Raw genomic sequence first — 16,332 nt, forward strand, 5'->3', positions numbered from 1 at the left:
GATTAGTTTTTTTGTTGCTTGGCAAGAGTAAAACAGAGGTCAAAATGAAATCACAATGCTGGCAATTTGACGCCTATGGCGCTCCCGAAACACTCGTGTGGCGAGAACAGGAATTACCCGAGCCTGGTCCGGGGCAGGCGTTAGTGAAACTAAAAGCAATCGGCATGAATCGTGCCGATTGGAATTATGTGCAAGGGGAATATTTTCCGGCTGAAGTGTTTCCCAGTTGTTTGGGGGCAGAGGCAGTTGGTGAAATTATTGCGCTGGGTGAACCGACAGAGTCAGGTCTAACGGCGCTAACCCAGCTTGATCTTAAGGTTGGCGCGCGGGTAGGAACCCTCAGCGCAAGGGTGAATCGCGCCCGAATGGGCGTGTATAGGGATATCGGTTTATATGATCAAGCTGCCTTAGTACCTGTCCCCGAAACCTATACGGACGAGGAAGGAGCGGCATTTTGGACAGCGTTGCTGACCATGGGTGGCGCAATGGAAATGGGGGGCTTCACGGCGAATTCAGGTGCCGGTAAAACGGTACTAATAACTGCAGCTGCGAGTGGTATGGGCATGTTGGCCTTGAAGATTGCGAAGCTATGGGGAGCTACCACTATAGCCACCACACGTAGCGCGCAAAAACAAAAAGAAATGAGCGGTTTTGCCGATCATGTGATCCTTTGTCAGGATAGCGAAAGTCTGGCAAAGGAAGCGAAGAGGGTAACTAATGGACAAGGCGTTAATTTAGCTTTGGATCCAGTAGGCGCGGCCTTCTATCCTGGGTTGCTGGGGGCAATGGCGCGCAGCGGTGATATTGTCAGCTATGAAGCAATTACCGGTTCTCAGGCAAGCATTGGCATTATGGATATGATGATGAAAGATCTGAGTTTTCACGGCTTTACCATATTTCGGCCTTTCAGCTCGCCCCAATTGTTAAGCACTTTGGTTGATATTGGCCTGGCAAACGCGGAGGCTCTACGGCCCGTCGTCGCCGGAAGCTTTGATTTGGCGAATGCACCTCAGGCGCTGGACGCGTTAGGGCGATCCGAGCATATCGGTAAGTTGATTATTCGTTGCTAAGCGCTTGCGGAAATATATTGCTCAGAGTGATTTAATTTTCCCGGTCAGTGACGTTTTCGACGTGCTAGCAAGAGTGTAGTCAGTCCCAACAGATAGAGTGTTAAATCGGCGGGTTCGGCAACCTGCGCGGTGATGGCAAAACTTACTTCTTCGGTCAATGGTTGCGTTAGCTTTGGTGCTCCAGAGCCCAGCGGTTGCTTGGGAAAAGGATTATCTAAGTCGACGCCCAGTGCCGTTAAAGCAGCGAGTAACTGTTCATCGGATGAGGCTGGGCCGCCCAGCAGCGGGTCTTCTGCTAAGAAGGCGTCAATGGCTTCAAAATCATCAGCGTATTCGAGCAACTGTGACAAAGGCAGGGTGGAGCTGGGGTCGATACCCAGTTCTGCGAGTACGCCTAGAAGCAGCGCGTTATCTGAAAAATCAGCTAAGTCTATACCTAGGCTATAGGCGTCAGGTATGTTTTTGACGCGATAGCGGGTGATCTGGGGTAGCACGCTGAAATCGATATCACAATCGGTAATTTCATTTTCACCACAGCCGGGTACGCCAAAATTGAATACCCGCCATACCGTTTCCTCCATAATGCCAGCACCGAGATCAGTGCGTACCGCAACATAGCCCACTTGCTGACAGCCGTCTGGCAGTAAAGCACAGAGGCTGATTTCCGTGGTAGGGGTGGTTTCATCACCTGGAATAACGCGGGTAAGGTTAAAGTTGATGTTGAGATTATTATCCTGCTGCAACAGCACATGGGTCTCTGTCTTCGACCCGAGGTTAAATTTCTTTAAGTCCACTTTCCAGGGATCGGGGTTGAGCAGCGGGCCAATATTGAGACCGTATCCGTTAACTGCAATGGCATCCAATTCTGCTCCAGCGTTGAGGATCAAATCATAATCCCAATCAATTTGATAAATATAGCGGGGGGTGCGAATGATGCCAAGAGAAGCGGCATCCTCGCTACGCAAGGTGACGGCTTCTTTGTCGCCCAAAATCAAAGCCCAGACCGGGTCGCTCCAGCTATTGCTAGCAGAATCAAAAACTTGCACAGGGGAAGAGAATTTGTACGAGGTTTGCACATCCAATACATTGAGGTTAAAACTGTGTTGCAGATTGAGCCCGGCAAAAAGATTGAGGCTCAACAATTCGTAGTCAAATCCCAGTGCTGAGCCCTCGAGCGGTGGTAGTCCAAAGGCGCGTGCAATCACTTCGGCGACATCAACCCAGGCATTCAGCATCTGTTGTGGCGGTAGGGATAAATTGGCTGCTTGACCGGGCGCTAAATTGGTAAAGGTTTTGGAAAATTTGGGGATACCGGCGGATGCACCATAGAGCCCAGAGGGTTCAGTGTATGAATAGGGAGAGCTGCTGTCGACATGTTTGCCCAATAACGATAATCCGCTATTACTGATGCCCGCCAGTTGTAAACCAAGGTTCGCACCTACTGAGAAGTCACCGTTGATACATAAAACCAAGCAGGCCTCGGCACGTGCAAATGCGCCGATGTTAATGTCCAAGCTTGATGACGCCCAGTAGTTTCCGGCATTTATATTAAGCTTGTCGATGCCCTGTGATTCGATGCGGTTAATTAAATGAAAGCTACTGCCGACTTCTGGGGCGGTATCGGCACCAAAGATAAAGGTGCGGGTGTTGGCTTTTGCCAGCAGATCCACTGTATTGTTAAAACCGACACTAAAGTTTGCATTGACCTTGGCATGGCCTCCGGCTTCTGCTTCTAGCCCTACACAGATACCGACGCAGCCAATAGCTCCCAGTGGAATTGAGTCGGAGATATTAACAACATTAAAACCGACGGTTTGCTGGCCTGCCCCGTATTGCTCGTTGTCCTTTAAAGTAACGGTTGACGTATCGTCGATAACCCAGGCAGGGGCTGTATTAGGTAAGAGTATGAGAAAAGCAAAAAGTATGTGAAAACTACTAATTAGAGGGGTTAATTGGCCAAAAAAATAACGACAGAAAAAAGAATTTTTTCCAACTAATGAATGCTGAGATTGCATAGGAAGATCCTTCCGTTAGGAACTCCAGAACCAAAAACACCGACCAAAAAAAGTAAAGCATAACTTAAGCCAAAAAATTTATTACTTTAATTATCAATAAGATGATCAATTTCTGCGTTCTGTATGGAAGCCTAGCTGTAAAATAACCTGACAAAAATTAGGGTTTATACAATCTGCTGAGATTAGAGCTTGATAAGCGTAAAAAGGCCCGTAGCAACCAAAGTTACTGCGGGCCTTAATCTATAGGGGAGAGATTATGAATAGGTTTTATTGAGTAAGGTTTAGAAAGTTACACCAAACCAAACCCATAATTTATCAGCGTCGACGCCTACATCATCAGCTGAGAAGGCAGCGTATTTAACCCCAGCGGAATAATGCTTACCGAATTTTCTGGAGTAAACGAGATCAATTTCGTCACCCAAGTCATCAACCGTAGGGGTATCATCATCCGCTTCAAAATCGTGATATACAATTTGAAAACTACCACCGGCTAATTTACCGCCGACGCTTATAGAAGTGTCCACCAGACCTTGCATTGGTGTGCTGAGGAACTGGTCGGCCCAGCCGTTATGTGCATGCAGAGTTGCTAGCGGTGTGGCGAAACCGTAAGCGCTATCGTCTGATCCTAGCACTTCATAACCGACCTTTACGCTGAAACCTTTTACTTCAATTCCGCCTACCAGATTGTAGTAATCTGCGTCGAAATCAGCGGCGCCTTGGTCGAACTCCTGAGAAGCGTACTCGGCGGTGTAGAGAAGTTTAATATCGCCAGCCTGGGCGGAACCGTCGAAACGAACACCATAGGTATCAATTTCCTGGTCAGTATCTTCGTCTTCTAATAAGTAGGCGTAACCCGTTAGCGTACCGACAGGGGTTTTCAAAGCGGCGTTGAATAAGTGGTCGTCGGAATCAATATCCTGATCTTCTGCAAAGATACGCTCACGCTCATCAATGTAGTTGTAACTCAGGGTAATATTCTCAGATGGTTTTAAGTTCAAAGTGAAAGCATCAAAGGTCTGCCTGTCCTGACGCCAGCCGACATGACCGATAAAACGGTGGTTGTCATAGGTAATAACCTGGCGGCCAAGTTTTGCAGTTAATACACCATTCTGATATTGCAAATAGGCTTGATCGAGCTCTGTGGTTTCCGGATCGGCAATTACGGAATACTGGCCGGGTTTAACACCGGATTGGGGTACGGAATAATCATCGACGCCCAAAACAGTGCGGACATCTTCCATTTCAACTTTGGCGGAAAAACCCTGGTAGGTGCCAGTGGTATAACCCAGGAGTGTACGTAGCGTGAGAGCGTCAGCATCGTCGAGGGCGTTATCCTGATCGACATTTTCATAACGAAGACGTAGGTCAACATTGACTTTACCACTTGTCAGCGCTTCTTCTAAAGAACTCGCCCCTGACGTTTCTGCTAGCAGGCCTTGGCTGCTGCCCGCCACCAGCAGGGCGATTGAGGTGCTAAGTAGGTGAGCATTGAGCTTTTTCATTTTACCTTCCTTAATGTTGTATTGAATTAACTGTTATTTATTAATTTGAAATCGATAAAAACGAGGGTTAGCACTGTCTTTTCCTATTTTGATCTGTGCCTGCTAAAAACATGGCCCAAATATAGTAGTCGAGTGATGTCAGCTGATTGATCGAAATCAATTATTTTTAGTAATAAAAATTGGCGTAACACAAGGAATACCACTTATGGAGTATCTGTTTTATAAAAAAAATTCTTTTTGTTTCAAATTGATAGCGTTTAATTTCGAATTGCTCACCACTATTTGAGTAGCGATAGTTTATTAGTGGTAATCATGCTGAAGGCAGCCAATAAAAACCCTTTCGGTTAGGTTTTCGGATTTATGCATGTATTGAATACAGAGTGCGAGAAGTGAATAGAAGGAGTGACAGCAAGTGACTATATTGGTCGCTGACATGGCAGAGATGGGGCTTGATAATGATGGGCAAGGACATAAATCGAAGAGAAATTCTAAAATGGGGTGCAGGGTTAGCTGCCGGTTTAGCCGGTGCGACAGCGGGGGCGGCTCAACGCGGTAGCGCATCGAGTACAGTAGATCTTGCCATGCATGGCAAAGATAAACTATGGAGTCTGGGCGCGGCGGACTTGGCTGGGCTAATTCAGAGTAAACAGGTCTCCAGCCAGGAAGTAATCCAAGCATTTTTAGGTCGTATTGCTGAAGTTAACGGCCAGGTCAACGCGGTTACTCAGGTGTTGGAAAAGGAGGCAATGGCAGCCGCCAAACGGGCTGATATGATGCTTGCGAAAGGAAAGGTGATAGGGCCGCTGCATGGTGTCCCTGTGTCGGTTAAGGAAAATATTGATGTGGCGGGATCATCTACATCGGTGGGTGTGGCCGCTTTTAAAGCCAATATAGCGCCGGAGGATTCAGCGGAAGTTGCGAATTTAAGGAAAGCGGGCGCCATTCCCTTTGCGCGCACTAATTGCCCTGATTTTGTCGTCCGCTGGCATACTCATAGTTCCGCTTACGGACAAACCTTCAGTCCTTGGAGCCGTCGTCATACTACCGGTGGCTCGAGTGGTGGTGAGGCCGTTGCGCTGGCGACGGGTATGACGCCCTTGGGTATGGGGACGGATCTTGGGGGTTCGTTACGTTATCCGGCACAATGCTGCGGTATCAGCTCATTAAAACCAACTCTCGGGCGAGTCGCACAATCGAATTATTTTGCGGGTCCTGGCTCCATTTCTAATCAAATGTTTGGCGTCAGCGGCCCCATGGCGCGGCATGTTCGTGATTTGCGTCTCGCTTATCAAACGTTAACACAGCAAGATCGACGTGACCCCTGGTGGACGCCAGCTCCAATAGACTATGGTGCTACTCAGACTCCAGTGCGTGTGGCGCTTTGTTTGAAACCGGCTAATATTGCCGCCGATGCAGATGTTACCGCCGGGGTAAAGCGTGCTGCCGATGCGTTAGATGCTGCTGGTTACTTGGTAGAGGAAGTGCAACCACCAATGTTACAAGAAGCGGCTGATCTTTGGGCCAGTGTCATGACACAGGAAATTCGTGAATATTTATTGGCAACCATGGAGGACAAAGCCTTTGCCGATGGCTTTGCAATGGCGCGAAACATGAGCAAGGTGGTTCCCGAGCTGAATTATAAGGGATACGTAGCGGCATTTGCTGCGCGCCATGAAATAGCGCAACGTTGGTCTGAGTTTGCTGGACGTTATCCGCTGATTTTAGCGCCGGTTTCTACCCGGCCTCCCTTTATTGTTGGCGAAGATGCTCGCTCGGAAGCGTCGATTAATGCGGTGTTGCAGTCAATGCGCATGGTGGTTTCGATGAATTTATTGGGTTTGCCGGTGGTAACCCTGCCTACCGGAATAGCCGGAGGTTTACCACAAAGCGTTCAGGTGATCGGTGATCGTTTCCATGAAAGCCTTTGTTTACAGGCGGCTGAGGTGATAGAAAACAGTCTAGGGGTGATTACGCCAATTAACCCGAATACTTAAGTAAGCTTAAAATCTGAGGCAGATTATATTTTATGCTCCATGGCCCATATTGCCGCTTCCACGCGGGATTTCAGGTTTAGCTTTTTAAACAGGTGTTTGATATGCACCTTAACGGTTCCTTCGGTGATGTCGAGTTTGCGAGCGATATGTTTGTTGGTCATGCCAGCCGCTAAGAGCTTTAAGATTTGACGCTCGCGTTTCGTCATACTTTTGATATCGACTTTCGTATCTTTTCGGCTCTTACTTTGAATGGCCAAGGCGAGGAGTTCCGTCAGTTCTTCGCTTAATACCAATTGCCCGTTAGCGGCGAGTCTGATTTTTCGGATCAGGTCATCTGGTTCCATGTCTTTTAATAAATAACCATCCGCTCCGGCTTGGAGTGCGGCGACGACGTCTTCTTGATTGTCGGAAACCGTGAACATCACGATACGAGAAGTCACCTCTGCCTTGCGCAGTGCGATGAGGGTGTCGATACCGTTCATACCCTTCATGTTAAGGTCAAGCAGTATTAAATCAGGATCGAGGCTTGCTGCCTGGGTAATTGCTTCCTCTCCGCTAGAAGCCTCACCCACTGCTTCCAGATCATCTTCAAGCGCGATTAACTGCAATACGCCAGTGCGAAGCAAAGGGTGATCATCGACTAATAGAATGCGTGCTTTGTCTGTCATACGGCTCTCGTATTATTTTCCAGGGTTAATTGTGGCGTAAAAGCTAAAGAAACCATAGTGCCGCCATCATGCTGAGCGCTGATCGTGAGTTCGCCCTTTAAGCTTTTTGCCCGCTCGGCCATGATAGACAGGCCGTAATGGTGTTTTTTTGAAGCATCTTCGTGGATGCCAATGCCATTGTCGATAATTGCAAAGGTGACTTCGCCGCTTTTGGTTTCATCACAATTAATCTCAATATTGGACGCCGAGGCGTGTTTTACCGCATTGGAAACCGCTTCACGTACTATCTGTAGAACGTGTATATCTTCATTAGGGGTGAGCTTTGATACGTGGATATTGTAGTTGAGAGTCACTGGCATACCACTAAACTGAGTAAATTCTTTAACGGTTGCTTTTAATGCGGCCTGCAAAGAAGGATGTGTTATTTTTAGGCGGAAGGTGTTCAAAAGTTCCCGTAGATTTCGGTAGGCAGAGTTAAGCCCCTCCTGCAACTCATTACTGACGCCCATGATTACTTCTTCCTCAGCATTTCGGTTCAGTAGTGTCTTGAGTCGCGTAATTTGCATTTTCAGGTAGGAGAGCGACTGGGCGAGAGAATCATGTAGCTCTCTGGCAATCACGGCGCGTTCTTCAAATAACATCAACAGTCTCTCCTGAGCATCCTGGTGCTGTAGGCTGTAGGCTGCTGCTAGTTGATCGGCAACATTTTGTATTAGTTGTTGTTTCCAGGGGCTAATCTGTTGTTGAGATATGGTTTCGGCATAGAGATAACCGTATTGGTTATGGCCCTCGGCTAGCTCTGAAATTATCGCAGGAACTCGCTCGTTTGGCCGGGCTTTCATGGCAGCCAGTAGGCTAGGGGCATTGGCGAACTGATCCGGGTGAATATTTTCAGTAGATCCAAAATCAATCTGTTCGTAATAGTCACTATCAATGGTGGGTTTATAGCTGAGCAATAAATATTTCAGCTCAGCCACCTGATGCAGCTGCAGTAGAATGGATCTGACGGTTTCCGTATCGCCATTGCTGGCTAGTCTCTTGCTGGTGTTATAGAGAAACTCTAATGTCAGATTACTTTGTCTTAATTCGCTAGTCTTTTCGGTTACTGCGTCTTCCAGTCTTTTGTACTGATCGGATATAGACTCGGCCATTTGATTATAGGTTTGAGCTAGAAGACCCAATTCATCGGGGTTAGGGTTAATAGAGCGAGCTTTAAAATTACCCTGTTTGAATTTGTTTGCCAGTTCGACTAATTCCGCCAGAGGAATAATGACAGAGGAGTTCAGTAGGTACATCACACCGTAGGCCACGCCGACAGTACAAAACACACAGAACAGCGTGATCAGCCCCAATATTCTGATTTTTTGTTCGGAATCAATTTGCAGTGCGAGTACAAAAGAATCAATTTGATCCACGAAGGTGTTCACTTGGTCTAAGTATTGGTTGCTCAACGCTTGGTATTCCGCGGAACCAGGCTGAAATTGCAGCAATTGGTTGAGCATGGGAACGATACGTCTTTTCCATTCAGTATCTACCAGCTTATAGGACTTACCCGGTTCTATGTTCTGGTCAGATCGACGCACATCGTACAGTTGTTCGCTGCTCAGCTGTAAGGAGAAGTTATTAATCAAATCATCCAGTCGTTTTTCGCCACGACGGTAATCGTAAGTACCGCCATTGTTTACCAGCTTGCTCTGAATTCCGAGTAACGCAGTGCTGATACGGTAGGATTGCATACGCAGTGTCCCAGCAGCGTTGACTGCCGCTGCGTGAGTTCCCGCTTGTTGAATCACAAAGATAGCCGCAACAATGCTAATGAAGGCAAGTATGGTAATGCTGGCGATGGCAAAGCCAAACCGGTGCGATAAGGACTTCTTTAAAACCTGGCGTTCCAACAGGTCGCTCAAAAGATGTTGGCTACTACTAAATAGTTAGTAGTAGCCAGGGTGAATTTAATTTGCATGCTTGTTTGTTCTAACTCACTGATTGAAAAGTCTATTTGTTTGTTTCGATGCTACCACTTTGGTGGTAGTTGAGCCAGTCGGGGTAATTCCTGTATCTGTGTATCGTTGATTCAGATCAATAATCCGTATTTTGCTCCTCTATATATTCGGCATCGCAATAAACCGATCTAACGATGATTCGTCTGGGGAGCAAAAATGGTAGCTGATACTTCTAAAAAATGGTCGGTATTGACCATGAATACATTGGCCTTCGCTTGTAATTTTGCGGTGTGGACCATGTTTTCTATCATCGGTATTCGTATTAAAACTGAGCTTGGGTTAACAGATACGGAATTTGGTGTATTGGTAGCGACACCGATTTTAACCGGTTCTCTGACACGATTGCCATTGGGTTTGTTAACGGATCGCTTTGGTGGTCGTATTGTTTTCTTCATCCAAATGCTGTTCGTGGCCATTCCAACTTACGGACTGGCTTTTGCGACCGAGTATTGGCAGTACGTTACTATCGGTTTGTTTGTCGGTTTAGCTGGTGGCTCTTTCGCTATTGGTATTGCCTATACCTCCGCCTGGTTTGAAAAAGAACGCCAGGGAACCGCGATGGGTATCTTCGGCGCTGGTAATGCCGGTGCAGCGATAACCAACTTGGTGGCTCCGATGATTGTGGTGGCGGCAGGCTGGAGAATGGTGCCGCAGGTTTATTCTATTGCTATGTTGGTGATGGCGGTTCTATTCTGGTTGTTTACCTATAACGATCCTCATCAACAGGAGCGCGTACGTTCGGGAACGCATAAATCCATGGCGGATCAATTGGCACCGCTGAAGGAATTGCGGGTTTGGCGTTTTGGCCTTTATTACTATTTTGTCTTTGGTGGCTTTGTGGCTTTGGCGCTGTGGCTGCCTAAGTATTATGTCGGCGAGTACGGCATGGATCTGAAAACCGCCTCTTTTATCACCATGCTGTTTACCTTGCCATCCGGATTAATTCGGGCCGCCGGTGGTTGGGCGTCCGATAAGGTGGGTGCCCGTGCCGTCAACTGGTGGGTGTTCTGGATTTCCATTGCATGTCTGTTCTTTTTGTCCTACCCGCAAACCAGCATGATTATTCATGGTATCGATGGTGATATTACCTTTTCCGTCGGCTTGAATGTCTGGGTTTTTACTGCCTTGGTGTTTGTCGTCGGTATTGCTCAAGGTTTTGGTAAAGCCAGTGTTTACCGCATTATCCATGATTATTACCCCGACAATATGGGCTCTGTTGGCGGTATGGTCGGTGTGATTGGCGGTTTGGGCGGATTTACCCTGCCCATCTTTTTCGGCATGTTGTCCGATGCCTTTAATATTCGTAGTTCCTGTTTCATGCTGATGTTCGGGCTCGTTGCCGTCTGTCTGATCTGGATGAACTACGCAATTCTGCAATTGAAACGAGAAAGTGATCTGTTGTAATCCTGTGCATCCCCCAGAGTTATCTTTGGGGGATTATCACTCTGGATCAGTAGGAATTTTAACAAGTATTTAAATGAGAGGAGCTGGAGAGGCTTATGTCCGACATTAATAAATGGGACGTCGAAGACCCCGCGTTTTGGGAATCGACAGGTAAGAAAGTCGCCAACAGGAATCTGTGGATATCCATCCCCAGCCTGCTGTGCGGCTTTGCAATTTGGTTGTACTGGGGGATTATCACGGTACAGATGTTGAATCTGGGATTTCATTTTGAAAAATCAGAGTTATTTACCCTGATGGCAATTGCCGGTTTGACGGGTGCAACATTGCGGATACCCAGCAGCTTCTTTATTCGCCTCTGCGGCGGACGCAATACAATTTTCTTTACGACCGCATTACTAATGATTCCGGCATTGGGTACCGGTCTTGCCTTACAGGATACCAAAACACCGCTTTGGGTGTTCCAGGTGTTAGCGCTTCTCTCTGGCGTTGGTGGTGGTAATTTTGCCTCATCCATGTCAAACATCAGTTTCTTTTTCCCGAAAAAGATGCAGGGTCTGGCGCTTGGTTTGAACGCAGGGTTAGGTAACTTCGGCGTAACCACCATGCAGATTCTGGTACCACTCGTTATGACCTTTGGCCTGTTTGGCGGATTAGGTGGCGAGTCTATGGTATTACAAAGCTCCAGTGGTACCTTGATAGGCAAAATTTCAGCAGGTACTGAAACCTACATCCAAAATGCTGGCTTTGTCTGGTTGCTGATTTTAATACCACTTGCCTTTGCCGGCTGGTTTGGTATGAATAATCTCAAGGTACAGCATGTTTCGCCGGATATCGGTAATCCCATAACCAGTTTTGCGATTATTATCGGTATGTTGTCAATTGGTCTGTTTACCGCTGCAGGTGGACTCTGGCTAATTTTGCCGGCTAGCGCAAATGGTTCGGGATTTAACGTTCCGAAAGAGTTGGTGTTGGTAGCGGTGGTTGCGTTGACCGTTTCTCTGTTGAAGATCATTCCGGGTGATATTAAAACCAGTTTGAACCGACAGTTTAAGATTTTTGATAATCGTCATACCTGGATAATGAGTATAATTTATACCATGACTTTTGGGTCATTTATCGGGTTTTCTGCTGCATTTCCGCTCGCAATTAAAGTTATATTTGGTTATACCCACGTTATGGGGCCGGACGGTGTCTTGGTTCACGATGCGATTAATCCGAATGGCCCAAGCGCATTGATGTATGCCTGGATGGGACCTTTTATCGGTGCTTTGATTCGCCCTGTAGGTGGCTGGATTGCAGACAAGATGGGTGGGGCTTGGGTAACCCACATATGTTCTGCTGTTATGGTGGTGACGGCTATCGGTGCCGGTTATTACATGAAAGCAGCCTATAATTCTGCCACACCTGAAGAATACTTTGTTCAATTCTTCCTGCTGTTTCTGGTATTATTTGCCGCTACTGGAATTGGCAACGGTTCAACCTTCCGCACTATTGCCATGGTATTTGATAAAGAGCAGGCCGGACCCGCGTTAGGTTGGACATCCGCAGTAGCTGCCTACGGTGCCTTCTACATCCCCAAAGTGTTTGGTGAGCAGATTCAAGCAACTACGCCTGAAAATGCGCTCTATGGTTTCGCCGCCTTCTATGCGCTTTGTATTTTGATCAACTGGTGGTTCTATTTGCGTAAGGATAGAAAACAAGTTTTTGTCTGCTGCCCTAATTGTAAGGAAGAATTCAGCCTAAAAAGCGATAACGAATTCTATAACCCGTAAATTCTTGAAGTAAAAACAGCTCGTCCGATGGCGGAATGATAGCGTCGGACGAATTGTTGAAAATGTAAGTGAGTGTGAGGAGAGTATCCTCTTTAAATAAGCGTTAAGTAGAGATTTAAGTTATGAGTCACTTTCTTGATAGATTGCAGTTTTTTAAGAAAAAGCAGGGTGAGTTTGCCGATGGTCATGGCGACGTCACCAATGAAAGCCGGGAGTGGGAAAACAGCTATCGGCAGCGTTGGCAGCACGATAAAATCGTGCGTTCGACGCACGGGGTTAACTGTACCGGCTCCTGTAGTTGGAAAATTTATGTTAAAAACGGGCTGATTACCTGGGAAACTCAGCAGACTGATTACCCCCGTACCCGTAATGATCTACCCAACCACGAACCACGCGGCTGTCCCCGTGGTGCCAGCTATTCCTGGTACATCTACAGTGCTAACCGTCTGCGTTATCCGATGGTACGTAAGCCACTGTTAAAACTTTGGCGAGAAGCGCGTCGAGCATATTCAAATCCAGTTGAAGCTTGGGGCTCCATTGTTGAAGATTCAGCGAAAGCGACTTCTTATAAATCGAAACGCGGTCTCGGTGGTTTTATTCGCTCATCCTGGGATGAGGTCAACGAAATTATCGCGGCGGCGAATGTTTATACCACCAAAACTTTTGGCCCTGACCGTGTGGTTGGCTTTTCACCAATCCCAGCAATGTCGATGGTTTCCTATGCTGCCGGCTCACGCTATCTGTCGTTGATAGGCGGCGTCTGTATGAGCTTCTACGACTGGTACTGTGACTTGCCTCCGTCATCACCGATGGTCTGGGGCGAGCAAACTGATGTACCGGAATCAGCCGATTGGTATAACTCAAATTACATCATTGCCTGGGGTTCTAACGTACCGCAAACGCGCACACCGGACGCTCACTTCTTTACTGAAGTTCGCTATAAGGGCGCGAAAACAGTTTCCGTAACGCCGGATTATTCGGAAGTGGCCAAGCTTACCGATCTATGGCTCAACCCTAAGCAGGGTACGGACGCGGCATTAGGTATGGCATTCGGCCATGTGATTCTCAAAGAATTCCACCTGGAAAACCCGAGTGAATACTTTACTGATTATGTACGTCGTTATTCTGACATGCCGATGCTGGTGTTACTGGAAGAACATGAAAACGGTACGCTGAAACCGACCCGTTTTATCCGTGCTTCAGATTTGGCGGATAACCTCGGCCAGGAGAACAACCCGGAATGGAAAACCATCGCCTATGATGAAACCAGCGGCGATTTAGTTTCACCGCTCGGCTCGATTGGTTATCGCTGGGGTGAAGCGGGCAAGTGGAATATCGAAGCCCGTGAAGGTAAAGAGGGTAAAGACACCCAGTTACAGCTATCCCTGATTGATGGTGAAGCAAATACTGTTTCCGTATCCTTCCCGCATTTTGCGGCGGATCAAAGTAACGAATACTGGAATTACTGCGAACATGACGAAGTGCTGCCACGTAATGTCCCGGCGCGCGAGATACAGCTGGCTGACGGCACTAGCGTTAAGGTTGCCACGGTATTCGACTTAACCATCGCTAACTATGGTATTGATCGTGGTTTGGGTGGTGGTAATGTCGCATCCAGCTATGACGACCTGATTCCCTTTACTCCTGCTTGGCAGGAAAACATTACTGGTGTATCGCGAGAAAAAGTCATTCAGGTAGCGCGTGAGTTTGCTGATAATGCGAACAAGACCAAGGGTCGCTCCATGATTATTGTGGGCGCGGCGATGAACCACTGGTACCACATGGATATGAACTACCGTGGCTTGATCAACATGTTGATCATGTGTGGTTGCGTTGGTCAAACCGGCGGTGGCTGGGCGCACTATGTGGGTCAGGAAAAACTCCGTCCGCAAACTGGCTGGACGCCACTGGCCTTTGCCTTGGATTGGCATCGACCACCACGTCATATGAATTCCACGTCTTTCTTTTATAACCACAGCTCGCAGTGGCGCCATGAGAAGGTCAATATTCATGAAGTGCTGTCGCCGATGGTGGATAAGTCACAGTATCCCGAAGCGATGCTGGACTACAACATTAAGTCAGAACGCTTAGGCTGGTTGCCGAGCGCGCCCCAGCTGAACAAAAACCCGCTGCAGATTACTCGTGATGCAGAAGCCGCAGGCAAAGACCCTAAAGAGTATTTGGTTGAACAGCTGAAAAGCGGTGGAATTCGCTTTTCAGCAGAGCAACCCGACAGCCCGGAAAACTTCCCGCGCAATATGTTTATCTGGCGTTCTAACCTGTTGGGTTCCTCCGGTAAAGGGCATGAATATATGCTCAAATATTTGCTGGGCACCAACAACGGTGTCATGAATGACGATAACGGCAAGAGCGGTGGCATTATTCCTAAGGAAGCTGAATGGGTTGCCGATGGCGCCACCGGAAAACTGGATTTGGTAACGACTTTAGATTTCCGTATGTCATCCACCTGTCTGTATTCCGATATCGTGTTGCCGACGGCGACTTGGTACGAAAAAGACGACCTGAATACTTCGGACATGCATCCCTTCATTCACCCGCTGTCCAAAGCGGCAGATCCGGCCTGGGAAGCCCGTTCGGATTGGGATATTTACAAGGGTATTGCCAAGAAGTTCTCTGAAATTGCAGAGGGTAACTTAGGCATAGAGAAAGACATCGTGACGATTCCGATGCAGCACGATACGCCCGGAGAATTAGCACAGGCGATTGACGTGCTGGATTGGAAAAAAGGTGAATGTGACCTGATTCCCGGTAAAACTGCACCGAATATGGTAGTGGTAGAGCGGGATTATCCGAACACCTATAAGAAGTTCACCTCAGTTGGCCCGTTACTCGAATCAGCCGGTAACGGTGGTAAAGGGATTGGCTGGAATACGGACGAAGAAGTCGAGTTCCTACGCGACCTAAACTATCGCGTGACCGAAGAGGGCGTTAGTAAAGGTCAGCCGCGCATTGAAAGTGCGATTGACGCGGCGGAAATGATCTTAACCCTGGCCCCGGAAACCAATGGTAATGTTGCCGTTAAAGCCTGGGATGCGTTGGGTAAAATCACTGGCCGAGATCACAAACATTTGGCTGAACCTAAGCACGAAGAGAAAATTCGCTTCCGTGATATTCAGGCGCAGCCACGTAAAATTATTTCTTCGCCCACCTGGTCTGGTCTGGAAGATGAGCATGTCAGCTATAACGCTGGCTATACCAACGTGCATGAGTATATACCCTGGCGCACCATCACAGGTCGTCAGCAGTTCTATCAGGATCACCAATGGATGCAGGCTTTTGGCGAGCAGATGATTTCCTACCGTCCGCCGGTGAATACCAAAACCATTGATCAGGTGAAGGGCAAAAAATCCAACGGTAATAAAGAGATTGTGCTGAACTGGATTACCCCGCACCAAAAATGGGGTATTCACAGCACCTACTCGGACAACCTGTTAATGCTGACCTTGAACCGTGGTGGTCCGATTATCTGGGTATCAGAAGTAGATGCCAAGAAAGCGGACCTGGAAGATAACGATTGGGTTGAAGTATTTAACGCCAATGGTGCGATTACCTGTCGTGTGGTGGTGAGCCAACGTGTCAATGAAGGTATGACGCTCATGTATCACGCGCAGGAAAGAATCGTTAACGTACCGGGTTCAGAAACTACCGGTACCCGTGGCGGACATCATAACTCAGTGACTCGTGTCATCATGAAGCCAACCCATATGATTGGTGGTTATGCGCAGCAATCCTACGGTTTTAATTATTATGGCACCGTAGGCTGTAACCGCGATGAGTTTGTAGTGATACGCAAAATGAACAAGGTGGATTGGCTGGATGAAACTGAGACCGGCGGTCTCGGCGGAGATGCTTTGCCCCAACCACTTCCTCAAGATGTTTAAGG

Annotated in this window: 9 protein-coding genes; 5 read left to right on the forward strand and 4 right to left on the reverse strand. The window is 47.7% G+C overall.

Going from position 1 to position 16,332, the window contains the following annotated elements; translation table 11 throughout:
* Positions 1-44: 44 nt before the first annotated feature.
* Positions 45-1,070, forward strand: coding sequence for a zinc-binding dehydrogenase (locus H6995_03060; protein MCP5213970.1), 1,026 nt, complete (start codon positions 45-47; stop codon positions 1,068-1,070).
* 44 nt (positions 1,071-1,114) lie between these two features.
* Here H6995_03060 and H6995_03065 read toward each other — a convergent pair whose 3' ends face one another.
* Both H6995_03065 and H6995_03070 read right to left on the reverse strand, forming a co-directional pair.
* Positions 1,115-3,085 (reverse strand): hypothetical protein, encoded by a 1,971-nt coding sequence (locus H6995_03065; protein MCP5213971.1) that lies wholly within the window; start codon positions 3,083-3,085, stop codon positions 1,115-1,117.
* 281 nt (positions 3,086-3,366) lie between these two features.
* Entirely contained in the window at positions 3,367-4,587 is a 1,221-nt protein-coding gene (locus tag H6995_03070; GenBank protein ID MCP5213972.1) for an alginate export family protein, read from the reverse strand.
* 455 nt (positions 4,588-5,042) lie between these two features.
* Here H6995_03070 and H6995_03075 point away from each other — a divergent pair, with 455 nt between their 5' ends.
* Positions 5,043-6,581: an amidase gene (locus H6995_03075; GenBank protein MCP5213973.1), complete on the forward strand. Its 1,539-nt coding sequence runs from the start codon at positions 5,043-5,045 to the stop codon at positions 6,579-6,581.
* A 23-nt stretch (positions 6,582-6,604) separates the two neighbouring features.
* Here H6995_03075 and narL read toward each other — a convergent pair whose 3' ends face one another.
* Together narL and H6995_03085 are read right to left on the reverse strand one after the other, a co-directional pair.
* A complete protein-coding gene (gene narL / locus H6995_03080; GenBank protein ID MCP5213974.1) occupies positions 6,605-7,249 on the reverse strand; it encodes a two-component system response regulator NarL in 645 nt (214 codons plus the stop codon).
* Positions 7,246-9,156, reverse strand: coding sequence for a type IV pili methyl-accepting chemotaxis transducer N-terminal domain-containing protein (locus H6995_03085; protein ID MCP5213975.1), 1,911 nt, complete (start codon positions 9,154-9,156; stop codon positions 7,246-7,248). The genes narL and H6995_03085 overlap by 4 nt, the downstream gene beginning before the upstream one ends.
* A gap of 252 nt (positions 9,157-9,408) precedes the next feature.
* On the opposite strand from H6995_03085, the gene H6995_03090 reads away from it, so the two are divergent.
* The 3 genes from H6995_03090 (at position 9,409) to H6995_03100 (ending at position 16,330) form a co-directional block, all read left to right on the forward strand.
* Positions 9,409-10,656 (forward strand): NarK/NasA family nitrate transporter, encoded by a 1,248-nt coding sequence (locus H6995_03090; protein MCP5213976.1) that lies wholly within the window; start codon positions 9,409-9,411, stop codon positions 10,654-10,656.
* Positions 10,657-10,751: 95 nt separating this feature from the next.
* Complete coding sequence (locus tag H6995_03095) at positions 10,752-12,428, forward strand: MFS transporter (protein MCP5213977.1); 1,677 nt, start codon at positions 10,752-10,754, stop codon at positions 12,426-12,428.
* Between the two features lie 122 nt (positions 12,429-12,550).
* The gene (locus H6995_03100) at positions 12,551-16,330 is read left to right on the forward strand and encodes a nitrate reductase subunit alpha (protein MCP5213978.1); all 3,780 of its coding nucleotides are present in this window, start codon (positions 12,551-12,553) and stop codon (positions 16,328-16,330) included.
* The last annotated feature ends 2 nt before the right edge of the window (positions 16,331-16,332 follow it).

The organism is Pseudomonadales bacterium (genome assembly GCA_024234615.1).
In the GTDB taxonomy this organism is placed as follows: Bacteria; Pseudomonadota; Gammaproteobacteria; order Pseudomonadales; family IMCC2047; genus JAJFKB01.

Bases quoted from the DNA above. Each gene is read 5' to 3' on its own strand.
- H6995_03060 (MCP5213970.1), top strand. From the start codon at position 45: ATGAAATCACAATGCTGGCAATTTGACGCCTATGGCGCTCCCGAAACA.
- H6995_03065 (MCP5213971.1), bottom strand. From the start codon at position 3,085: ATGCAATCTCAGCATTCATTAGTTGGAAAAAATTCTTTTTTCTGTCGT.
- H6995_03070 (MCP5213972.1), bottom strand. From the start codon at position 4,587: ATGAAAAAGCTCAATGCTCACCTACTTAGCACCTCAATCGCCCTGCTG.
- H6995_03075 (MCP5213973.1), top strand. From the start codon at position 5,043: ATGATGGGCAAGGACATAAATCGAAGAGAAATTCTAAAATGGGGTGCA.
- narL (MCP5213974.1), bottom strand. From the start codon at position 7,249: ATGACAGACAAAGCACGCATTCTATTAGTCGATGATCACCCTTTGCTT.
- H6995_03090 (MCP5213976.1), top strand. From the start codon at position 9,409: ATGGTAGCTGATACTTCTAAAAAATGGTCGGTATTGACCATGAATACA.
- H6995_03095 (MCP5213977.1), top strand. From the start codon at position 10,752: ATGTCCGACATTAATAAATGGGACGTCGAAGACCCCGCGTTTTGGGAA.
- H6995_03100 (MCP5213978.1), top strand. From the start codon at position 12,551: ATGAGTCACTTTCTTGATAGATTGCAGTTTTTTAAGAAAAAGCAGGGT.